Source organism: Butyrivibrio sp. DSM 10294, assembly GCF_028539135.1.
In the GTDB taxonomy this organism is placed as follows: Bacteria; Bacillota; Clostridia; order Lachnospirales; family Lachnospiraceae; genus Butyrivibrio.
In genome coordinates, this window is the sequence record NZ_JANSWL010000087.1 from 157,555 (window position 1) to 181,833 (window position 24,279).

At 45.3% G+C, this 24,279-nt stretch carries 12 protein-coding genes; 1 reads left to right on the forward strand and 11 read right to left on the reverse strand.

The genetic code is table 11. The annotated features are described in order from the left end of the window. Positions 1–5: 5 nt before the first annotated feature. The 6 genes from NXH67_RS14665 to NXH67_RS14690 form a co-directional block, all read right to left on the reverse strand. The gene (locus tag NXH67_RS14665; protein WP_272797856.1) at positions 6–1,307 is read right to left on the reverse strand and encodes a DUF5716 family protein; all 1,302 of its coding nucleotides are present in this window, start codon (positions 1,305–1,307) and stop codon (positions 6–8) included. A 2-nt stretch (positions 1,308–1,309) separates the two neighbouring features. Continuing rightward, positions 1,310–4,891, reverse strand: coding sequence for a DUF5717 family protein (locus NXH67_RS14670; protein WP_272797857.1), 3,582 nt, complete (start codon positions 4,889–4,891; stop codon positions 1,310–1,312). 148 nt (positions 4,892–5,039) lie between these two features. Continuing rightward, a complete protein-coding gene (locus tag NXH67_RS14675; protein WP_272797858.1) occupies positions 5,040–6,257 on the reverse strand; it encodes an ABC transporter permease in 1,218 nt (405 codons plus the stop codon). A gap of 61 nt (positions 6,258–6,318) precedes the next feature. After that, complete coding sequence (locus NXH67_RS14680) at positions 6,319–7,527, reverse strand: ABC transporter permease (protein ID WP_022777899.1); 1,209 nt, start codon at positions 7,525–7,527, stop codon at positions 6,319–6,321. Between the two features lie 21 nt (positions 7,528–7,548). Next, complete coding sequence (locus tag NXH67_RS14685) at positions 7,549–9,168, reverse strand: efflux RND transporter periplasmic adaptor subunit (RefSeq protein WP_272797859.1); 1,620 nt, start codon at positions 9,166–9,168, stop codon at positions 7,549–7,551. A gap of 16 nt (positions 9,169–9,184) precedes the next feature. After that, the gene (locus tag NXH67_RS14690; protein WP_022777901.1) at positions 9,185–9,883 is read right to left on the reverse strand and encodes an ABC transporter ATP-binding protein; all 699 of its coding nucleotides are present in this window, start codon (positions 9,881–9,883) and stop codon (positions 9,185–9,187) included. Positions 9,884–10,174: 291 nt separating this feature from the next. On the opposite strand from NXH67_RS14690, the gene NXH67_RS14695 reads away from it, so the two are divergent. After that, complete coding sequence (locus NXH67_RS14695; protein WP_272797860.1) at positions 10,175–10,957, forward strand: formate/nitrite transporter family protein; 783 nt, start codon at positions 10,175–10,177, stop codon at positions 10,955–10,957. Positions 10,958–10,962: 5 nt separating this feature from the next. Here NXH67_RS14695 and NXH67_RS14700 read toward each other — a convergent pair whose 3' ends face one another. The 5 genes from NXH67_RS14700 to NXH67_RS14725 form a co-directional block, all read right to left on the reverse strand. Next, on the reverse strand, positions 10,963–12,120 hold the full coding sequence (locus tag NXH67_RS14700) for a hypothetical protein (RefSeq protein ID WP_272797861.1): 1,158 nt from the start codon (positions 12,118–12,120) through the stop codon (positions 10,963–10,965). 124 nt (positions 12,121–12,244) lie between these two features. Further along, positions 12,245–14,332: a molecular chaperone HtpG gene (gene htpG, locus NXH67_RS14705; RefSeq protein ID WP_272797862.1), complete on the reverse strand. Its 2,088-nt coding sequence runs from the start codon at positions 14,330–14,332 to the stop codon at positions 12,245–12,247. A 179-nt stretch (positions 14,333–14,511) separates the two neighbouring features. Beyond that, positions 14,512–16,866, reverse strand: a complete 2,355-nt coding sequence (locus NXH67_RS14710) for a glycoside hydrolase family 11 protein (protein ID WP_330676726.1) — start codon at positions 16,864–16,866, stop codon at positions 14,512–14,514. Between the two features lie 298 nt (positions 16,867–17,164). Beyond that, positions 17,165–20,596, reverse strand: coding sequence for an InlB B-repeat-containing protein (locus NXH67_RS14720; protein WP_272797863.1), 3,432 nt, complete (start codon positions 20,594–20,596; stop codon positions 17,165–17,167). 258 nt (positions 20,597–20,854) lie between these two features. After that, a complete protein-coding gene (locus NXH67_RS14725) occupies positions 20,855–24,142 on the reverse strand; it encodes an InlB B-repeat-containing protein (protein WP_272797864.1) in 3,288 nt (1,095 codons plus the stop codon). Between the last annotated feature and the right edge of the window lie 137 nt (positions 24,143–24,279).

Below are 24,279 nucleotides of genomic sequence, written 5' to 3' on the forward strand. Positions count from 1 at the left end.
CAAAATTACAATTCTATGGTCTGCTCCCACACCTTGCCGGTTGCGGGAAACAGCTCGCCAAAGCCCATATCCTGCACCTTGACGTTCACCTCATCCACTGAGGACATGTTCAGTGATATATGAAGCCTTGTGGTTCCGGCAGGTCTCTTCTCAAGGCCCTCCAGATAGAACTGGACAAGCCTTGGACTCTTTCCTGTAAGAGGCGTCACCTGAATATTGATGATGCCGCCCGGATCCATGATTATGTCAAAAGAATTCTCGGCCTCATACCAGTTGACTCCGGCATCAAGCAGGGCGAAATACGCCTCCTTGCCGCACTTAAGAAGATTCATTCCAAGGTTGGACTTGAGCTTGTCTTCACCGAGGAAAACAAACATCCTGCTGTTGTCTGTGGGTCTTATCCTCTCCCTGGCTGCAATACTTGCGCCTTTGCTAAAAAGATTGTTTCCCTGGAAAACACGCCTTGTTCTGCACAAAAACTCCAGGGATCTCTTGGTCCATTTTTCCCTGAATCCGTCTCCAAGAAGAAAGATAGTGGATACGATGCGCTCCGAGCACAGCTTCTGCATTATGGTAAGGAACTCATCGTCCAACCTGTCGCAGGCTCTGTGGAATAGTGCCGCATCCTTGGGAAATCCGTCGGGACCAAGCCTAAGGGAATCGTAGCTTGCAGTATCTATGGTAGCCACCACAGGTTTGGTGTTGTGGTTAAGGGTCATCTGCAAGACATTAAGAGTCTCACAATCGTAGTCACAGGCCAGGATCGTGTGATGCATCAGATCTTCCGGCTGATAGAGCATGTAGTTAAAAAAGCTCTCCTCGTGACTCTGGTAAAAAACATTGGTAGTCTTAAGCTCCAGCGCAGCTGTTACCGCATTGAGCACCTGCACCATTCTGTGGTCAAGACTCATGGTGGTGAACATAATGGCCTCCACCATATCAAGGGACAGTTCCATTGACAAAAGAGAAAGGCTCCTCTTGATAAAAAGAGTAAGAAGCGCAATAGGGTCATACTCCGAATCTCCAACCTTAACGGGCTTGCCGTCCCTGGCCGCCGCAATAAGTCCCTCCACGGGAATCCCATCGCCCTCATCGATGTGACGGACGGCTTCCTTGCCGTAAAACCACTGATTCACATCCTTCCTCTTACAAAGAACTGTGGGAATATTATATAGTTCTGCTCCCGCCAGCACTGAAAGGGTCTCCGGCATATCCGCATCGGAGGCAAGAAAGCTGATCTGCGATACCTTCTCGCCCAGGTCATACCCCAGTACAAAGCGTTTTTCATCACCGCTTCCAAATAGCATAGTTACTCATCCTCTTTCAAGGGTTTAAATAAATGATCGCAGAGAGACTTTTTCTTGAAATACTCCTGCATCAGCTTGTCCACTGTGTCGTAGTCCTGCAGTGTCTCTCCGATCATAATGTCGTTGATCAGACTGTATCTGGAGCCGGAGCCGGTCTTGACGATATCGTTCTTGGACACCACCGCACTCTCGGTGGTTACAGGGCCCTGCTCTCCCCTCTCCTCAGATACATAATACTGGAGCTGTTCACCGAAGAACAGAACGAAGGAGCACACGTAGATGCCGTCATACATTTCCTTCATCTCCAGGCTGTGATACTTGTTGTCATCGCTGCCGGCAAGTCTGTAATGAAGCATACATACGCTGCCGGGAGTGGTTCTGTATTCGATCATGGTCTTATCGGAGAACTGGTACATATCAGGGCACAGCTCTGCGTAATCCATGAAAAACGGGAAGAAGATTCCCTCCGCAAGAAGCTCTCTAAGGAAGCTGATAACAACCTCCGGATTGAACTCCTCGTCGGCCTTCTTCTCACTGGCATAATGGCGAAGGTAAGAAAGCTTGCACACCTCATCCAGAGGAAGCTTCTCCTGTGCCAGTTTCTCTATTCTCTCGAAGAGATACTTGTCAGTTATCTTGCCGTGAACAAAGTTCTCATAACAGTTGCTGGCAAGAAATGCCATCTCAATATCCGTATTGGCGCCGCTCTGAACATAGGACTGATAGATGAGATTCTTCTCTCCCACATAGGAGCCGCTGTACATCATCTGAACAAGTATTCTCTCAGACAAAGGATAGGTATCTATTCCGAAAGACTCTGCAGCCTTCCAGATATTTCTCATCCCCTTAACAGTGCCGTTGTAATTGGCCACCAGGTATTTCAGCAGCTGCTCGTCATACTTGCTGGCAGAGAAGGCATAAAAAGCAATCTCGGTCTCAGGCCAGAAGCCGTCAAAAGCATCTCTGTCTATGAGCCTTCCGCACAGACGAAGCACCACCTTGGGATCAACTCCGTAGGTGCCGTAGCACTTGAGCCACTCAAGCGCTCTGTCGTAGAGTCCTCCCATAACCATCAGCTCAAGGATATCATTCCTATCCTTGGTCTGAAGCCCTGAAGGATCTATCTCCATCAGATACTCCGTAAGCTGCCTTGTAAAGTCGTTGTCATAGTAAAAGCGCACCAGATTGTTCCTGATCTCGTCCCTGCAGCTCTTTCTAACCAGCTCAGAGGCGGCCAGATCCTTGTATCTGCCAACATTCTCCATGTTGATGGTATAGGCGTTTTTACCCAGGTCGCAAAGGAAGAGGTCAAGATTTTCCTTGCCCTTTTGAATATAAGGAATGGCATAGGAGGCAACTCTTCCGGGAGCCATGAGTCTGATGCTGCTGTAGGGTACGCTGGCGGCATACCTGTTCTCCTGCCTGTCGGCCAAAATGATAGCATAATCAGAACCGTACAAAGGAACGAAAGCAACTCCGTCCGTAAGAGGATATCTCATCTCCCTCTCGCACTTGTCATAGACAACCAGCACTTCGCTGATACGCTTGTCCTCAGTTCTGATCTCTGCGGTGTACAGAACGCTCAGAACCTTGGAGGCGTTGGCTGCATCCACCATTTGTTTGGTCAGAAAATTCTTGTAGAGATACCCCAGCTCCCTGCTGATTCTGCCTTTATCCAGCTGCGCCAGCATAAACTTCTCTATCTGCGGTCTGAAGCTCTCATACAGCTCAGGAAAATCTTCTCTGTTCTCGTGAACGTATTTGTACAGTATGGCGTTCTTGTCATACTCAAGATCCGACTGATAGGAAAAATACATCAGTATCATCCTGCTGATCTCGCAGGGAAGATTCCCCTCCTGATCGGTGTAGATGGACATCATATAGTACTCATACAGTCTTGTTATATGAAGCTCTCTCTCAACACCCTTGGCATACCATGCAAAACTGTCCCTGTCGGTCTTACCGCCTTTTATCAAAAGAGAAACGATGGCTTCAAGGACTTCGTCGCTCTCCTTGATCTCATAGCAGGCCTTAAGGACTGTAAAGAGCTTTTTGTCAAAATTTCTGACCCTCATGGAGAGATATACAATCTGGTCCATAAGGTTCAGGCTGATGATCTTCCTCCTGGCGCCGTACATAAGCACATACAGCTCATACTCATCCAGATTGGTGAGAATGGGGGGAGTCTCATTTAACAGGTTCATGGCCTCCATATAGATAATGGGGCTTCTGGAACCAAAAGAGAACTGCTGCTCAAGCATCATCCATTTTCTTGGTGTGCTGGAGCTGTATTCCTCAGAGACGAACTGAAGGAGCCAGGCGATGCGCCAGTTGTCGGGATTTCTCCTGAATATTCCCTCCATTCTCTCCGCTATGTCGTTGATATAGGCTTCCTCTCTGCTACAGAGAGTTGATAGATACAGGAAATAACAGTACAGTGTATCTCCCGGTGCCTCCTCTACTTCCCTCTCGGCGTGGTCCAGGATCCATTTGCCCTCGTTGACTCTGCCGGCGGTAATGTAGTAATGGGCGGTATAGAGTCTGAACTCCAGGTCCTTCTCATCAAGGGCATTCATCTTGGAGATGATCTTGCCGGTCTCGGATACCCAGGCCCTTGAAGTTATTTTTTTACAGCTGAAGTTCTCGTATACTCTGATAAGCTCTAAGATGAGCTTCTTTTTCTCATGATAATCACTTCTGAAATGACTTCCGGTAAAATCAACGGAAACAGTCACCGGAACCTTGACGGAAACATAGGCGTTCTCGAAGGTTATGCAGCCAAAATTATTGCCGGAATGAAGCTTGTCCGTCTTGAGACGTAGCCTTACGCGGCAACTGCTGCCGGAGAAATCCTCCTCGCCTATCTGATATTTATCCAGAGATATGAAGTCTCCGTCCACCTTGGCGGTCAGCTGTGTATAGCCCCAGCCGTTTCTTGACAGAATGAAGGTGGTGTCATGGGACAATCCTGTGAAATCAAGAAGGATCTCCTGCTGATCCGGTATATAAGTCACAGGCTGCTTCTTGTTGATGGAGATCAGGAACTCCTCCACGTTCTGTTCACTTCCGGGAATCTGAGACAGACCTCTGTAGAGGCTCTCGTACTGCCCGTCATTTCCCTTGAATATGGTTATGAAATCAGAGGAATAGAAAAGATTCACAGCCTCTGCCCAGTCAGTCTTGGCAAGGTTGGCAAAATGAAAAAGATTCTTAATATCTCCCAGGCTCGAAGCTATATGGTCAAGTCTTACGGTCACCACAAAGGGCAGAAGATACTCTCCCTGATTGGAGATAATGCGAAATTCTCCCTGAAGAACATCTCCGGGAGTTAAGCCTATTGCATTGAATCTGTAGGATGCCTCAAAGGGTGATCCCGAAAACTCAGGTGTAAGAACGTCCATGCGGACATCACTGGAGATTATACGGCCCTCGGTAAGCCTTCCCTCCGGACCGAAAACAGTAAAGGTACCCTCGATTGTTTCGCCGGTACCTAAAGAAAGCTCCACTCTGGGAGTGGAGAAGTCTAATTTTTTCTCTGTATATTCAAATTTCCCCTTTAAAAACTGGTCAATTATCTCTCTCAAAACTTCACCCCAATAAACCTAATAATCTTATATAGTATATCATAAAGGTAGCTAAGGGGGACAGTCCCCATCAGCAAACTGTGAACAACATAGTCTACCGATAATTTTAATAGTTCACAATTTGTTAATGGGGACTGTCCCCTGCCGTTTATTCCGTCCTGAGAGCCTCGATGGGGTCAAGCTTGGCTGCACGTTTGGCGGGGTAAATTCCAAAGAAAAGTCCTATTCCCGTGGAAATTGCCACAACCAAAACCACCAGCTCCGGTTTAACAATGAAAGAGAAATCCACTACCTTGCAGATGATGAAGGAAATAGTCATTCCAAGCGCCATTCCTATAAGACCTCCTGTGAAGGTAAGGATAGCAGCCTCAGCAAGGAACTGGGTCAGAATGGAACTGGTTCTTGCACCGAGAGATTTGCGGATACCGATCTCTCTTGTTCTCTCCGTAACCGATACGGTCATGATATTCATAACGCCTATTCCTCCAACCAGCAGAGAAATAGCTGCGATTATTGCAATTACGGAAGTGATGATATTAAGGATTGTTTCTGTTGTCTGGTCAAAACCTGAGCCTGCAGAAACCTTGACCGCATTTTCTCCGCGAAGTCCAAGGATGTTCTCAACAACAGAACGTGCCTTGGAGAGAACTTCATCTTTGTTCTCACTGTCAAGATATATGGTGAAGCTGTTTATGAAATCATCAAGATCGTACTCCATCACATCGCCCAGGCCCGTGAACGGAGCCTCTGCCATCAGGATAATGTTATCGCCGCCGTACATGGCATAGGCCTTGTCCATAGTATTGTCTTCTCTTACACCCACCACGGTAAATTCTCCGGTCAGACCATAGCAGTCCACTTCGAAGGTCTCACCCACAACTTCCTCATATCCAAAGATATAATTGGCTGAAGTCTGGCTAAGAACGATGACTTTTTTGTCATCCTCCACATCGGATTTGGAGAAATATCTTCCGTGAAGCATCTTAACACTGCCCTGCTCCACCAAGGATTCACTGCCGCCGGTGATATACAGATCCGCAGTGCCTTTCCTGCCGTTAACGGTACCCCATCCTGACATAGAAGGTGAAATGCCGTAAATATTGGGAATATTGCTCTCGATTTCCCTAAGCTGCTGCCTTGTGATAGTCTTGTCTGTCTTGGTTGTATCAAGACTTATGGAGATGGTGGTGGCACCGATTGAATCCATCTCAGAATTGACGGTAGCCTTCATGCCATCGCCTATTATAAGCACTGTAAGAACAGCTGCGATACCGATAATGATACCCAGCATGGTAAGAAAAGATCTGCCCTTATTAGTGCGTATGCTTGATACTGCGCTTTTTATGTATTCTCCAAAGGTTCCCAATTTATTGCCTTTCCTGATCAGTAGCAAAATTGTTGCGCTTCAGACATTTGATCTGACAACATCAAAGTCTGAGGGCATCTATCGGTTTCATCTTCGCTGCTTTTCTTGCGGGATAGATTCCGAAAAAGAGTCCGATAAGTACTGAGAAAAACGCCGCTCCGATAACCGAAGTCGGTGTGATTATTACCTTAAATCCTATAAGCGTACAGATAATGTAAGCCATTCCCATTCCAAGAAAAATTCCCACAATTCCTCCAAGAAGCGTAAGGATCGCAGCCTCTGCCAGGAACTGTGTCAGAATGGCGCCTGTACTTGCTCCGATTGATTTGCGGATGCCGATCTCCCTGGTCCTCTCAGTAACGGAAACAAGCATGATATTCATAACACCTATTCCGCCTACCACAAGGGATATTACAGATACCAGAAGAAGGAAGGTTCTGGCATATCCCAGGATCTGATCAAGTTGCTCGGAGATATCCGCCATGCTATAGGCTGTCAAAGCTTTAGTTCCGCGAAGTCCGTGCCTGTTGGTAAGAATGTCTCTTGCCTTATCAATGTTTTCTGTAAGGATACTCTGATCTGCAAAAAGCATCATGGAATAAAAGGTATCAACATTGAAATCGTAGTCTACGCCCATGGAAGTATAGGGGATTTCTATGGTAGCGTAGTAATCCTGCCCCTCCATAATGAACTCGTAGAGCCTGTTCATACTGTCTCGAAGGCCTATTACCGTGTAAGTCGCTGTCTTACCCCAGATGGTCATCTCAAGCTCCATGCCGATACAATCCTCGGTTCCGAAGATCTTTTTGGCATCGTCCCTTAGCATAACGCAGACCTTCTGATTACTGTCAAGCTGCTGCTTGTTGAAATACTGACCTTTAACGATGTCGTTGCTCATGGCATATCTGTAGGCCGGAGCAACGCCTGTGATCTGAGCTTCGAAGGTCTCTCTTCTGCCCTTAACCTTGCCATAGGTCATAAAGTCGGGAGACACACCCTTAATATCCGGAAGCTGTTCCTCCAATAGTTCGATATCATCAAGTCCAAAGGTCTCCGATGTCTTGGAAGAATCGATGGAAATCTGTCCGTAGTTACCTGCAATGCCGTTGAGCTCACTCTGTACGAATTCACTCATTCCGTTACCGAGAGAAACAACAGCGATAACCGCAGCGATTCCGATGACAATACCCAGCATGGTCATGGCAGTACGATAGCCGTTTCCTATTATCTGTTTAATTGCACTTTTAAAATACTCGCCAAATTTACCCATCTGTAAAAAAAGTATCTCCTATCAGCCGTTCATCTGTGAGCTGTCAACTACCACCATTCCCTCAGTAAGAGTTGAAACGTCGGAGGTGATTACTTTGTCTCCGGACTTGATTCCCTCAAGGATCTGGGCATCTGTGCTGGTGGCGATTCCGATGGTAACGTTCTTTCTTACCACGGTATTGTTCTCAACAACATATACGTAATCGCCCTCAGAATCAGTCTGGATGTACTCATAGGGAAGGACCATTGTGTTCTCTGCCTTCTCGGCGTGAATCTTGTTGCTGGCCTCAACTCCCAGAATAATGTCTGAATCAGGATTGGTGATCTTGATGGTGGTGGCAACAATTGCAACACCGTTGTTATTCTTGGTGGCATTACCGGAGATCTGTGTGATCTCGCCATTGTAGGCCTTACCGTTTATTGTGATATCAACCTTCTGTCCGATGGCAATCTTGGGAAGGTCACTCTTGGATACTGAAATAGAAACCTGAACATCATCAAGGTTGGCCATTGACAGGATCTGGGTTCCGCTTGTTACGGTAGCACCTTCAACGGCGCTTACAGCTGTAACAACGCCGTTGAAATCAGCCTTAACTCCTGCCTCTGCCTTCTCAAGCTTGGCAATGGTATCATTCTGTGTAAGCTCTGTGGATTCATACTGAGCCTTGGAAGACTGAGCTGTTCCGGGGTTCACCAGTGAAGCCTTGGCGGACTGAAGATGGCTCTGCTCCTCCTGAAGGGCTGTGATCTGATTCTTCCAGGCCTGGATCTCCTCATCTGTGTTGAGCTTGTACTGAACGTCTGTCAAAGTCTGCTGGAGAGCAAGGCTGGCCTGTCTGTTCTCGGGAGAAGCATCCTTGTTGTCATCGGAGCTGTCCTCGGTTCTTGTGATAAAGCCTGTATTGCCGTTCTCAAAATACTGCTCATAATTATCACCGATACCATTCTGGTTAACATCCTGCATGGTGTTCTGGATGTCCTTGATGGTCTGATTGATCCTGTTGGTCTTCTCGGTGATCTTGTTGTTGATGGCATCGATCTCAGCTGTGATGGCATCAAGTCTTGCATTGATCTGCTCTGCATTCATGCCCTGAGCATATTTTCTGTCGGCAGCGGCGGTTCCGGAGTAGAGACTGTTGTAGCTGCCCTTGGCCTGTGTTATGTTAAGCTCCGCTGTCTTCTTGGCAAGCTCAATTGACTCCTGATCGTAGGTATAGAGCATACTTCCGCTGGTTACCTTATCTCCCACTTTGACATTGATCTCATCAATAGGAGCTGTAACATCTGAAAAATAGGTCTTGGTCTCAGCGCTCTCAACCGTTCCCGAAATAGAGAGAATGTTCTCGATATCTCCCATGGTTGCCTCGCAGGTATCAACCAGAACTATTGCGTTCTTGGCTGCGTTAATTCCTCTTACTACGAAAAATGCAATAAGAAGAGCCACTACTGCAAGAACTATCCATCTCTTCTTAAGCTTCTTTTTCTTCTTGGGCGTGTCATAAAGATCGATGCTGTCATCCTCATCATAGATCTCCACTGTGGATCCGGTGGTTTCTCTGATCTCTGCGGAGGACTCGGCTACTGTCACCTTTTCTTCCTGCTGCGCGTTCTCTGCAATATTCTTGTTTTCCTTGTTTGACATTGTCTTCCTCCCTATATCACTCTTTGTAATCCGGATTGATGATATCGCTCTGTATCATCCCGTCTGAAATCGTTATTATTCTCTTGGCCTGCTTGGCTATGCCGGGGTCATGGGTGATGATGATGACCGTTCTGCCCTCGTGATAGAGCCTCTTGATGATCCTGATGATCTCCTTGGTGGAGGCTGTATCCAGGTTACCTGTAGGCTCGTCAGCAAGAAGAATGGGCGGTGCCTGTGCTATAGCTCTTGCTATGGCAACTCTCTGCTGCTGACCTCCGGACATCTCATTGGGCTTGTGGGTCTTTCTCTTTTCAAGGCCTACGCTGTTAAGTGCAGAATTGGCAAGCCTTTCTCTCTCTTTTTTGCCAACACCTCTGTATATAAGAGGAAGCTCCACATTCTCAAGGGCCGTAAGTGATGGTATCAGGTTAAAGCCCTGGAATATAAAGCCGATCTCTCTGTTCCTTACATCCGACTGTTCATCGTCGGTCATATGGGAAACATCCTGTCCATGCAAATAATATTTGCCGCTGGTGGGTGTATCAAGGCATCCCAGCATGTTCATAAGTGTGGATTTTCCTGAGCCGGACTGGCCGATGATGGCGACAAACTCGCCCTCTCCGATGGTCAGAGTCACATGATTAAGGGCCCTGACTTCATTTTCTCCCGGATTGTATATCTTGCATACATCCTTTATCTCAACTAGTTTCTTCATGTTTCTCCTCTTAAGCAGACAGGGCAGTTTCCAAGAAAAAGCCTCCCAATAGACCAAGCCCCCGTCTGATATCGTACTAATAAAATTGTACGCAACCTATTGTAGTATATAACGTTTCCAAAAATAAATAAAGCTATTTAATCTTGTCAGATATAAAAAAATTATAAACCATACCTGTGCGTTTTTGTCCAAATACACCAATTTTGGCCCCGGTTTGCACTGATATGGTCAATATTGTATGATTATAGAGGTTTTTTAACCGTGAAAAATGTTTTTTGGAGGAATTATATTATGAAATCACCTGCTGAAATCGCAAGCAGATATGAAGCTGCAGGAAAGGGGAAGACAGAGCTGGCTGCCGGAAAGACATTTCTTCTTGGCATCCTGGCCGGAGCCTATATTGCTCTCGGGGGCCTTGGAAGCCAGATTGCAAGCTGCTGCGCCGCTGACCCTTCCGCTGCAAGAATGGTAAGCTCTGTTGTATTTCCCATAGGTCTTTTTATGGTGCTTATAGGAGGCGCTGAGCTTTTTACCGGCAACTGTCTTATTATCATCCCTGTTCTGTCCGGCAAGGCTAAGCTCACAGGCATGCTCAGAAACTGGGTCCTTGTATATTTCGGAAATATGGTGGGCGGACTTATCATCGCCCTTATCGCAGCCTTTAGCCACATCTATTCCTTTGATGGCGGTAATCTCGCTACTATGGTCGTTAACACTGCTGTTACCAAGGCAAATATTTCCTTTGGCGACGGACTCCTTAGAGGAATACTGTGTAACGTTCTGGTATGCCTTGCGGTATGGTGTTCCTTTGCTGCTGATGAGCTTGCAGGCAAGGTGCTGGCTCTGTGGCTTCCCGTTATGCTGTTTATCATCTGCGGCTTTGAGCACTGCGTAGCCAATATGTACTTCATTCCCGCAGGCCTTATCACCTCTGCTGTTTACGGTGTTCCCGCTGAAGGCCTGTCACTTTTTGGCTTCTTTATCACCAATCTGATCCCGGTAACCATAGGCAATATAATAGGCGGAAGCCTTTGTGTCGGCGCCGCCTACTATGTAGCATATTTAAAAGACTGATCTTATCAGAACTGCGCTCCTGCAACCTGCAGCTCTTCTTCAGACTCTGAGGATGATGCCTGCAGGTTTTCTTTTTGCTCCTTCAAAAAAGGAATGTCGTAGTCGATCTCTTTTGCCAGATAAATGATACCTGCCAGGTAAACAGCATCTCTCTTGATGAAAGCTCTCTTTATCTCATAGTCGATCTTCCTGTGAAGCTCTTCTGTATCAAATTCCTTAAGCACTTTTACAGCATGTACAAAATAAGGTGCATCCACACTTCCAAGGCATTTGAAAAGAAAATCGATGCCTTCCTTATTGGCGGGATATCCTATGCCTTCAAGAACTGCCACACCGTTGCAAACACAGTACTCATTCTCATAGCTCTTAAAATCAAGGACAGTGCTGGTGCTCTTAAGCTCAACTTTTTTGATCTGTTCTATGGCATATTCAAGCTGCTTCTCACTAAGAACATTTTTATGCATCGTTGATACGGCATCGATTCCCGAAGAACAAACCCGTGAAAGTTCAATCTCAAATCTGTAACGAAGATCCTCCCAGTCGGCTTTCTCAAGGTCTGTCCCACAGGCTCTGAGGGCTTTATCATAGGTTTCTTGAAGGATACCTGTGCTGCGGGGCTGGGTAAGAAGTTCCTCATAATAATCTGAATTGGGATGGAGCTCTGCAAGGGCCCTCTTAACATCGGGATGTCCCATCATAAACTGAAAATATGCGGTCTGGCCGTTTAGCATTACAAGTTGTGAGCCAAAGCTCTTGTAACCTGCAATAAGAGCAACCGGATAATATCTTCCGAACACCTTGATCCACTTGTGGCTCTTACTGATCTTGACAATACCGCTCTCCGAGTTATCAGAATAAACATAGGGAACAAATTCTTCGTCCGTAAGAAAAGCATCCACCTGCTCACTGCCCAGGATCTTCTGCCATACGGGAACGCTTGAAAGAGCGTCCATTGCGTTGGAAAAATTGGTCACGACAAATATGATGTAAAACATGAGACCAGCCAGCAGAAGCTTGGATAATCTGTCGGCTCCTGCAGCTGAAAAATGCACGTTACAGTCTGCTATGATTCTAATTACTGAAATAAATACTACGGGCAAACTTCCTATAAACAGAACTCTCCTGAATGTGCCCATTAATAATCTTTCCAAATACTGTTTCATTGTTACTCCCAAATAAATACTTTTTTCTTGTTCAAATTGACTCAATTAATATAAGAAAATTCGCCAGGAAATTCAATGAATTTCTTGGCGAATTACTAAGCTGTATTATGCGATTACAGAAATATTATTTTGCAAGAAGCATCATGATATCATTGCTTCTCATTACGAACTTGCTCATGGCCTCGCCCTCAAGCGGTGCATTCTGGATGCGGGCAAGATCGTAGAGCTGTTCGCAGATCATTCTTGTGTTGGCGCCGTCCTCGTTCTCAAGAACATACTGTACAAGAGGATGGTTGGCGTTGAGGATAAGAGTCTGTCCTTCATTTCCAAAGTCGCCCATGCTCATGCCGTTCATGGCATACATCTTCATCATCTCAGCCATACGTCTGGATTCCTCTGATACGGTGAGCATTGAAGATACCTTTTTGTCCTTGAGCTTCTCAAGCTTAACGGTGAGCTTGTCGTTCTTAAGAGCCTTCTTAATCTTCTCTGCAAGGCCCTTCTCCTGCTCCTCAAGCTCTTTTGCAGCCTTCTTGGAGGTCTTGGACTTAAATGCATCTGTGAGGTCAGCGTCGATTCTAAGGAACTTGATACCCTCGTTCTTGCGCTCAAGCTGCTCCATGAAAGGTACGTCGATGTTGTGGTTCATGATGAAGGCTTCCATCTTCTGGGCCTTGAACATGTTGATGTACTGACTCTGCTGCTGTTCATCGGTTACATAGTAGATGGTGCGGGGCTCCTTGTCCTCTTCCTTATTGTCAGCCTTGGAGTCTGCGGAATCTGTCTTGGCATCGTCAACTACCTCTGCCTCGACCTTGTTGCCATTCTCATCTACTGCCTCTTCTTTGGCTGCTTCCTCTTCGGCTTCCTTGTTGATCTGAAGAGCCTCGGGTGTTGTGAGGTACTTGCCGTCAAGGTTCTTGAAGAGGATGTAGTCTGTCATCTTCTCGCAGAACTTGTCGTCGCGAAGGCAACCGTATTTGATGAAGGGACTGATGTCATCCCAGTATTTGTCGTAGTTCTCTTTGTCGGTCTTGCACAGGCCTGCGAGCTTCTCAGCAACCTTTTTGCTGATGTACTCGGAGATCTTTTTAACAAAGCCGTCGTTCTGAAGGGCCGACCTTGATACGTTAAGAGGAAGATCGGGACAGTCGATAACGCCCTTAAGAAGCATCAGATACTCAGGGATAACTTCCTTGATGTTATCTGCGATGAATACCTGGTTGTTGTACAGCTTGATGGTTCCCTCGATGGATTCAAACTCCATGTTGATCTTGGGGAAGTACAGGATACCCTTGAGGTTGAAGGGATAGTCCATGTTAAGGTGGATCCAGAATAAAGGCTCCTTGTAATCGCGGAATACCTTTCTGTAGAACTCCTTGTACTCCTCATCTGTGCAGTCCTTGGGGGTCTTGGCCCAGAGGGGATGTGTGTCGTTAAGAAGCTGAGGTCTTCTCTTAATCTTGTACTGAAGCTCGGGCTCCTCTTCCTCACCCTCTTTCTTCTCAGGGTGAACCTCTTCTATAACTGTATCTGACTCAAGCTTCTCAGAAGCCTTGATGGTCTCTGTGCCCTCTTCGTTTTCTCTTGAAAGGTAGATCTCATAAGGCATGAAGGAACAATACTTCTGGATGACCTCTCTTGCCTTGTACTCGTTGCAGAACTCAAGGCAGTCCTCTGAGAGGTGAAGTGTGATGGTGGTACCAACTTCAGTCTTGTCTCCGTCTGACATCTCGAAATCAGAGCCGCCGTCGCAGGTCCAGTGAACAGAGGCTGCGTCTGACTTATAAGAAAGTGTGTCGATATCTACGTTCTCTGCAACCATGAAGGTTGAATAGAAACCAAGACCGAAGTGACCGATAATCTGATCTGCGTTGGCCTTGTCCTTATATTTATTAAGGAAGTCTGTGGCACCTGAAAAAGCCACCTGATTGATGTACTCCTCAACCTCCTCAGCTGTCATACCGATACCGTTATCGACGATCTTGATGGTCTTCTCCTTGTCATTTAAGATGATGTCCACACGGGGCTTAAAGCCTTCCGGCAGCTCATACTCTCCCATCATATCCATCTTGCGGATCTTGGTGATCGCATCGCAGGCGTTGGATATTACTTCTCTGTAAAAAATATCATGATCCGAATACAGCCATTTCTTGATGATCGGAAACATGTTCTCGCTGTTAATTGATAAATTTCCCTTTTTGGAAGCCATAACTTTCACTCCTTCTCATAAAGATAATATCCGCACGAATTCATCGTACAAAATATATTTTAACCCCTGAAAAGTAAAAGTCAATAAAAAATTAGCACTCGTTAGAAACGAGTGCTAACAAAAACTTTTTTGTTGTGGTTTATGCCTTGCCTGGATGTCTGTATAGTTTTTTTGTATTATCAGTTATTTACGTTGGACCAGATCTTGTACTCGACGTTAGCGTTAACACCTTTAAGTCTGAAGAGTTCGCTTACTGTCACAAAGGTATAGCCCTGGTTCTGAAGACCTTCGATGATCTGAGGAAGAGCCTGTACTGTCTGACTGTTGCCCTGGAAATCATGAAGTAGAATGATCTGACCGTCCTTGGCTCCGCCAAGAGCATTGTTTACTCTCTGCTGAACTGAGGTGCTGTTCTCCCAATCGTTGATCAGAAGCCCCTGAATGAAAGGATAGTCGATATTCTGGTACATTGTGTTATTTACTGAAATGTAAGGTGGTCTGAAGAACTTAACCTCAGCTCCGACTGCATTCTTGATGGCTGAAGATGTCCACTCCATCTCATTGCGGATCTGCTGTGCGCTCATTCTTGTCATATCCTGATGTGTATAGGAGTGGCTGGCCAGCTCATGTCCGTTCCTTACCTGTCTCTGCATGATTGACAGTGTGTTGTTGTTGACGTTCTGTCCGATAAGGAAGAAGGTAGCCTTAACGTTGTACTTCTCAAGGACATCAAGAACATCGCTTGTGGTGCTTGAGGGGCCGTCATCAAAGGTGAGGGCGATGAGTTTCTGGTTAGCGGAGTTGCCGCCCTGGTTGTTCCCACCGTTGTTTCCGCCGTTGTTGCCTGTATTTCCGGTGTTATCTCCTACACCTGCGCCGGTGATCTTAAGGTAATCAATGTAAGCATCCCACTGTCCGTCGTCTGCTGTTACAACAAGTTCGATAGTCTGATTGCCGGTTCCGTGGCTTACATTCTTGATGGTGTACTCTGCAGGATAAGAACCGCCGTAATAGAAGGTTCCCTTGGTCTGTCCACCGATCTTAAGATCAACTCTTGCCATATTGCTATTGTTGGAACAGCCGCGAAGTGTGAAGTCATGAGTGCCGCCGGCAAAGTACTGAGTATAGGAAACTCTGTCGTTGTTTGCATAAAGTGCTACGCCGCCAAAGGGACTATTAACGTTTCCTGTGTACTGACCTGCCTTGGTCATTGATTCGCACTGAACTAAAGTCTCACTGCTCTCAGGCTGTGGTGCCGGTTCCGGCTCAGATTCAGGCTCGGGTTCAGGTGTTGGCTCGGGCTGAGGGTCAGGCTGTGTAGTTTCACCCTGGTTGCCACCTTCGCTACCGCCCTGATTGCCGACTTCATTGCCGCCAACGCCGGCTCCGCCGATCTTGAAGTAGTCAATGTATGCGTCCCACTGTCCGTTGTCTGCTGTCACTACAAGTTCGATGGTCTGATTACCGGTTCCGTGGCTTACATTCTTGATGGTGTATTCTGCCGGGTAAGAGCCGCCGTAATAGAAGGTTCCCTTGGTCTGTCCGCCGATCTTAAGATCAACTCTTGCCATGTTGTCATTGTTGGAACAGCCGCGAAGTGTAAAATCATGGGTTCCGCTAGCGAAGTACTGAGTATAGGAAACTCTGTCGTTATTGGCATAAAGTGCTACGCCGCCGAAAGGATTGTTAACATTTCCTGTGTACTGACCTGCCTTGGTCATTGACTCACACTGAACGATGGTCTCATTGCCTGAAGTCTGGCTGCCGGTGTTGCCACCCTGATTGCCGCCCTGATTGCCACCCTGGTTTCCACCCTGGTTGCCGCCCTGGCTGCTGCCTGATCCGCCGATGGTCATGTTGTTCTTGTAAACATTGGCTGATCCGCTGCTCTGATAGCCTTCTACATTAAGAGCTGCCTCGTAGAGGTTACCAACTCTCATGCCCATTTTTTCCCAAGCCTTGAAGTGCTCGGTTACGTTGATGGTTCCTTCGGTTCTCTTGGAAGTACGAACACTGAAGTACTGCTGGAATGTGGTGTTACCCTGGATTGAAGGCTGATTTACACGTGTTGTCTCATATACGTCATAGGTTCCTCCGTCAACGGTGATCTGACCCTTAGGTGATCCCCCGGGTGGACGCCATGATCCCCAGCTGTCTACGATGTAATACTCGATAAGAGGACTTGTTGTCCAACCATAGACGCAGAGATATGAATTGCCGTTTGGTCTATAATCGCAGCCATAGTCAAAGGAGATATTTCCCACCTGCTGATATGACTGGTTGCCACCGAACTTTCTGCCCTTTCTGAACAGAACGTTGCCGATGTTGCTCCACTGACAGCTGAAGGTTCCCCCGCCGTTCAGTGTCATGCTGGTGTTGCCGTAGTCTTTCCACAGCTCAAAGTCGTAACCGTCCTCTTGTCCGGTCTTGTTGTCGTAGTAGGTTGCTCCTGCCTGTGCCTTGATTGAAGGTGTAAGCATGGAAACACCCACCAGCATTGCAAGAAGCAATGCCTTAATTTTGCCTTTCTTCACCCAATTACCTCCTCTCTTTTCTCTCCACAACAAAGTTGACGTTTTATTTAACCCTATTATAGCGAGTGTCCAAAGATGTATCTATCTTTCAAGAGAAACTAGACAACTTTTTTACAAAAGTTGACACATTTTAGCAATAATTTCATATCAGCCGGGAAAATGCCAAGACAAATCCCCGCAGATGGTGTATATTAGCGCATGTTATTGAGTAATTATTCGGTGACAGGCACTTTAGTGCAAAAAAGTGACAGGCACTTTCGCGGACGAAAGTGCCTGTCACCATTATTATAATTTAAAATTACCTGCCTGCTACCATTACTGTATTGCTCCACTTGCCTACGAAATACTCGCCTGTGGAATCAATGATTTCCTGTCTTACGCGAACATAATAGTTCTTGCCGGGAGTAACGGTTACTGTAGGATATACATATATGCCCTCCTCAGTATAGTTGAGCTTATCCCATGTATAAGACTTAACATTATTTGAGAAGTCTGCACTTGTTGAATACTCAAATACTACTCTGCGGTAGTTCTCAGTTGGGCTGGCGCTGGAATAAAGAGAGATTGTATCTCCATCTGCACCGGTATTCTGTGCTTTTATAACAGGCGCATCAGTACTTACCGCATTCCAGAGAACATTGAGTACAACTGTTGCATCCTGCTTGGTTGCAAGTCTGGCCTTGAAATATGTAAAGCGGCTTTCGTCACTGTTGATACCGGTCTGTCTGATATTGCCCTTATAGTCCTTAGTTGTTGATACATAGCCTATTGTATATCCGCTTCTCTTGGCCTTTGCTGTGATATCAGCATATACTTCATCAAGAGTCTGTGTATAGTATACCTTCTCAGCTACAAGAGCCTTAGCTGTGCTGTCGTTGTACTTACCGCCGTTAGGGTTAACCATTACCTTGTAGGTAATCTCCTCAAATACAGGTCTGAGAATGATATCTACCTTGTTGGTCTTCTTGATCTTCTTTACGTAGGTCTTGGTAGTATCTGTATACTCGATGCCGGAATCATCTGTGATCTCGTTGATGATCTTGTATCCCTTGAAGATGTATCCGTCAGCCTTAACTGCCTTAAGAGTCAGATCCTTAGTTCCGTATTTAACGAAATTATAACCTGAGAACCGAGCATTCAAATAGCTCTCATATACAGTGCGTGGTTCTGTTCCTCTATATACCAGTGCATTATCGTCAATTTCTACTTCTACCTGGATAGGATTCCATTTTGCATATACCTTAACATTGGTGCTCTTGCCGTTGCCGAGTCCTGCTGTGTAATAAGCGTACTTTTTGAATTTGCTGTCTGTGTAGAAGCCGCTGAAGTAATATCCCTCTCTGGTCCATACGACACTATCAAGATGATGTGTGTAATCCGTATAGCCAAATTCAGTGGTCTCTCCGTCAGTGAACTGCTCACCCTTCTTGCTGTCAACAACCTGTCCTGCTGCATTCTTAACATCTGCTGCTCCGGGCATAAGAGTGATGGTATATTTGTTCTGATCAGCATAAACTGCATCAAGAACGATATTAGCTGCTGTACCAGCCTTAACTGCAGTTACATAGCCATTTGTATTCTTTACTACATATGCATCATATTCTTCGTCTGCTGTCCAGCCTACGAACTTCCAGCCTGTCTTAGCTGCAGTTGCCTTGATAGCAAGATCCTTTGCTACATTCTTGGCTGTGAAAGTATATGTGGCATTCTTGATTTTACCGCCATTAAGGTTGTAGGCAATACGATTTACCTTTTCCTGAGTTACTACATAGAGTGTTACAGGAACTGTGGTTCCCTCTCCGTTATAGGACTTCTGGAGGAACTTGTAATAATTTACATTAAGCTTGTATGTAGGCTTCTTGGCATTGGCCTTAACAGCAAAGCCTGCGATACCCTTATCTCCAAGAGCTCCTGTAGCCTCGATCTGTGTAGCTGCCCTGGCAAAATCAAGTGTCTGATTGTAATAAACACCGGTAAAGCCTGATACGGTAACAGGATTGCCTTCTGTATCTGTAAGATCTGTGCCATCATTGTTCTTGAAAGTAATATCATAATAAAGTGGTGACCATGAAGCCTCTAAGTAAATATATCCTGTATTAGTTGCTGTAAGTTTGCCGTCCTTGATTATTCCGGCTTCTTCTGCGTCAATGTAGATATACTCCTCTGCTTCATAATCGTACTCTTCAACAACCCAACCGTTAAACTTATATCCGTCCATGGTAGGATTGGGAATGACTGTTTCTTCACCGCTCTTGTAGGTCTTAGGTGCTTTCTTGATTGTTCCTCCGGCGAGGTAATATGCTATCTTGTTCTTCTCTGCTTCCCATACAGCTGTCAGTGAATAAGTGCCATCTGTACCTCTGTCAATATCCTTAAGTGCGATCTTATCTGTAGCCTTGAAGGTCTTATCTTTACCCTTAACCTTGGTCTTCCAGCCCTTAAAAGTATAGCCGTCTCTATAGGGCTTATAGTTATTGAATGATGTACTAAAACTATAATTAGATGAATATACGCTCTCTCCGAAGAGATAACCGCCGTTAGCATCCCAGTTAACTGTGTATTTATTAGCTGTCCAGTTAGCTTTCAAAGTCAAATTATTGAAACTGTTTCCACCGTAAGATCTAGTATATCCGCCATTCCATCCGGTAAAAGTATATCCGTCTCTTGTAACTTCAGCAGTAGCAGTATTATTGATCACAAATCCGTACTCGTCGTCAGCATCAGCCACATAGTTAAGAAGAGGCTGCGCATTTACTGTTGTGCTGTCAAGCTTGTATGTAACCTTGTTCTTGCTCTTGGATGTACCACCATTGAAATCATAGGTAATGGTATAGGTTCCAAGTTTCCAAACAGGAGTGAACGTGAAGGAATCACCATATTTCTCATAAAGACTGGGGATAGTGCCGGAAGCCTTTTTAAGAGTCTTAACTGTATTGCCTGTTGAATCCTTGATAGTCCAACCTACAAGCTCATAACCTGGAAGCAGGAACTCATCGCCGCTAAGGATAATGGGCTCACCGATCTCTAATGCTACAATCTCTCCGTCGCCATATCCGTAATGATTTTTCTGGAGGCAACCGTCAGGCTCACCCAGATTGAATGTTACATTATAGGTTCCAAAAGACTCCCACTGAGCATAAATATCAACTGTCTTAAGTGCATTGGCAACCGCGTAATCAACTACTTCTTTCTCAGTAACGGTTTCCTTGAACTCTCCGTTCAGCTCCCAGCCGATGAACAGCTTATCGTAGCCTACAGTAAACAGTGATGTGTAGTTAATGGGATTCTCATCAAGATTGGTCTTGTCAAAAAATCTCTTAACTGTTGTATCATTTCCACGATAATTGGAATGGAAAATAACAGTGATTGTATTTGAATTGTTACTTGAAACAGCTTCAAAGTCAGCGTCCTCTTCCTCTACTGCAAATACTTCTTCAGCTTCGGTAGTTGCTTCTTCTGCCTGCTCTTCTACTTCGTCAATATCTTCTACTAACTCTTCCTCAAAAGAAACTTCCTCAGTCTCCTCTGCCTCAGTAGTCTCTCCAAAAGTCTCGTCCGTATTATCAACCGCATCCTCGAGACTCTCTTCTTCAACAACTTCTTCGAATGCGATTTCCTCTGCCTGCCCGAGATCCGTCTCTGCAGCATATGCAGGTGTTGAAAATGCTGTTACTGCCAATGCAGCTGACAGTGTAAAACTAAGCAGTTTTCCAATCAACTTACTTTTCATGTGTTTCTCCTTTCACACATATACACTTTTCATTCATATTTGCGTTGTCCCGAACGCAAGATTTATTTTAGCAGTGTGATTTTTGGTATTTAATTAAAAAAGTATAAAATCACGGCATTTTATCAATGTAATTTCAATCATCTGACTGATGGACATAAATATAGTTTCATCGTCCTTTATATCAGGGCATAGAAAAAGCCCGGTACTTTGCGCTTTTTCCGAAAAGTACCGGGCCTGTTTTAGATTGTCATAGCCTCATTAATATTCTGGTTTAGTCAGGTGAACCATCTTGGTCTTACTCCACTGTCCTGCGAAGTAATCACCAGTGGAATCAATTACTTCCTGTCTTAAGCGGATGTAATAGTTCTTGCCATAAGTAAGCTTCACCTTTGGATAATTGTAATTATCGCCACTGTCTCTCACTGCCTTATCCCATATAATTGTCTGAACATCAGCAGAGAAATCAGAGGTTGTTGAATACTCAAACACGATTCTGCTATATCCATTACTTGGAATATAGTCGCTATGAAGAGTAAGCTCATCACCGTTGACATCATCGCCATAAACATACAGTTTAGGTACCCCGGGTGAAACAGCATACCAGATAACATTGAGTACAACAGAGGCATCCTGCTTGGTACCAAAGCCGCTATAGAAGCGTTTTTCATACCTTGTGATGTTGTTTTCATTTATTATATAGGTAGCGTAAATGCTTCCCTTATAATCCTTTGTGGTTGAAAGTGTATTAACGTTATAACCGCTTCTCTTTGCATAAGGGGATACTTCGTTATATACGTTTTCCAGTGTATCTTTGTAGTATACTTTGTCAGCTACCAGAGTCTTTGCTGTGCTGCCCTTATAGGTACCACCATTGGGATTTACATATACCTTATAGGATATTTCTTCAAAAACAGGCATCAGCACAACATCCTGCTTGTTGGTCTTTTTGATCTTCTTAACATAAGTCTTGGTAGTATCGGTATATTCGATAGCTGAGACATCAGTAAGATCATTTGCAATCGTCCAGCCCTTGAATACAAAACCTGTTGCCTTAACAGCCTTAGGAGTTACATCCTTAGTGCCATATGAAACCCTCTGCCAGAAGTAATAAGAGGTACCAATGTAGCTCTGACTTACCTCTGTGCGGTCTGTTCCCCTAATTACAACTGCTGTATCTGAGGTGGTGATGTAATGCTCTGTAGGCATCCAGCGGGTATAGATTTTGATATTAGTATCCTTGCCGCTTCCGAGCTTGGTTGTGTATACTGCTGCCTTAGTCAATTTGGAATCAGTATAAAATCCCCCAAACTCATATCCGTCTCTTGTCCAGCCGGGATTTTCGATGTAGTAATCATAAGTTTCATAGGTAAAGTTTGTCACACCGTCAACCTTATACAGCTCTCCCTTTTTGGGATCAACTGTTTTACCCTCTGCATTCTTAACATCGGATGCACCGGGCAAAAGAGTGATGGTATAGGTATTCTCGTTACCGAAATCAGCCTCAAGATAAACATTGGCCAAAGTATCTGCCTTGATTGCAGTTACATATCCGTTAACATTGGTAACCACATATTCTTCTGATCCGGGAGCTGCTTTCCAGCCTAAGAATTTCCAGCCCTTAGAGGTTGCAACTGCTTTAATCGGAAGATCCTTGGTCACGTTCTTGGCAGTAAATGTATATGTAGCTTTGCTTACGTTTCCTCCGGCATAATATGAAATACGATATACCTTATCCTGAGGAACAACATAAAGAGTTACAGGCACTTCAAGGCTGTTACCCTCTGCTGTCTTAGGAAGGAACTTGGAATAAACGGTGTTGAGCTTATAAGTAGCTTTCTTGGCGCCGGGTGCGGTAGCAAAGCCTGCTACACTCTTGCCTTCTCCAAGAGCACCGTAATTCTCTACGAAATATGCAGCACTTGTAAAATCAAGGTTTTCATCATAGACTACGTCGTCGCGCCATGGCATTTCCAAAACATTTCCGTCAGCGTCCACAAGATCGGAACCATCATTGTTCTTGATTGTAATGACGTAATGAAGTGCTTTCCAATCTGCCACCAATAGCAGATCATCCGTAGCCAGTTCTGTTAACTTGCCGTCCTTGATGTAACCGGCTTCCACGGCATCAACTAGGTCCATGTTATCGTACTCATCGATGGGTGCCCAGACTTTCCATCCATTAAACTTGTATCCGGGCATTGAGGGATTAGGAATAGCTGTTCCGTCGCCTGTCTTGAAGGTCTTAGGTGCCTTGCTGATTTTTCCGCCGGTAAGTTCATAGGTCAGCTTATTGGTATCAGGTGTCCATACAGCCTTGATCCTGTATTTGCCATCAGTGTCAATATCAAAAGTATTAAGTACAATCTTATCTGCGGGTTTGAAGAGCTTATCTTTTCCCTTTACCTTAGCAGCCCATCCTTTGAAGGTATAACCTTCTTTTACAGGTCTGTAATTTCTGATCCAGCCGTAAATAGTATAGTTTTTGAAGGAATAAGTATCATCGTGCCAAATGTCACCAACTTTCAGTGAAGCATCTTCAAAATCAAGTACAAGTTCATAGCGGATTGCCTGCCACTGAGCTCTAAGCTCCATATCGCGGAATACATCATCACCGTAATATCTCTCATCGTAATAATAACTGCTCCATCCGGTAAAGGTGTAGCCGGGCATTGTAACTTCCGGATTGACAGTATTGATAGAGAAGCCATCTTCTTCAGAAGGGTCAGCAACATAATTAAGAAGCGGCTGTCTGTTGACGGTTTTACTGTCAAGCTTGTAGGTTACTTTGGTCTTACTCTTGGATGTTCCGCCGTTGAAATTATAGGTAAGTGTATAGGTGCCAAGTTTCCAGATAGGCGTAACTTCTGCATACTCCCCCTCCTTGGTTGCAAGGCAGGGAAGCTTGGCAGCGGCAGTATTTACTTTGCCTGTCTTGCCTGCCGCGTCCTTGTAGGTCCAACCAACCAGTTCATAACCCGGAATCTGCATCTCATCGCCGTACAGAACGACAGGCTCACCCAGCTCAACCTGCATGGTGTAGCCATCAATATATCCCCACTGATGTTCCTGGAGACAGCCTGCAGGTTTACCAAGCCTGAATGTTACATTGTAGGTGCCCTGTGAAGGACCGGGTGATTTCACATTAATAGTCTCTGTTTCATCTTCTGCTTCGACGGATTCAACCTCTTCAGGAAGAATCTCTTCAAACTCAGTTAAGTTCTCAACATCTTCGTAAACTTCTTCTACCGTTACATCTTCGGCAGGTTCTTCGCCGGTATAGAACTCTCCGGCTTCAGCATCTTCTTCATCTGCGATGCCTTCTTCGGGGGCTTCTTCGGATCCGTCCTCATCATAATACTCATCCTCAGTGTACTCTTCGGTGTCCTCTTCCGAATCTTCCACCTCCAGGATCTCTTCTGCTGATTCCTCGAAAACAGCCTCCTCAGGCTCTGTCTCCGCAGCATAGGCAGGTACCGATAACATGGACACCGCCATTGCAGCTGAAAGGGTAATGCTAAGCATCTTACCAATCAACCTTCTCTTCATACAGTTCTCCTTTCACACATATATTTTTTCAATCAAACACCCCTAAAACCGCGCACAATGCGCACAAGATTATTGTATCACAAATACATGACGTGAAATCCACATTATATCTGCATTTGATTAAAAAAATGACAAGG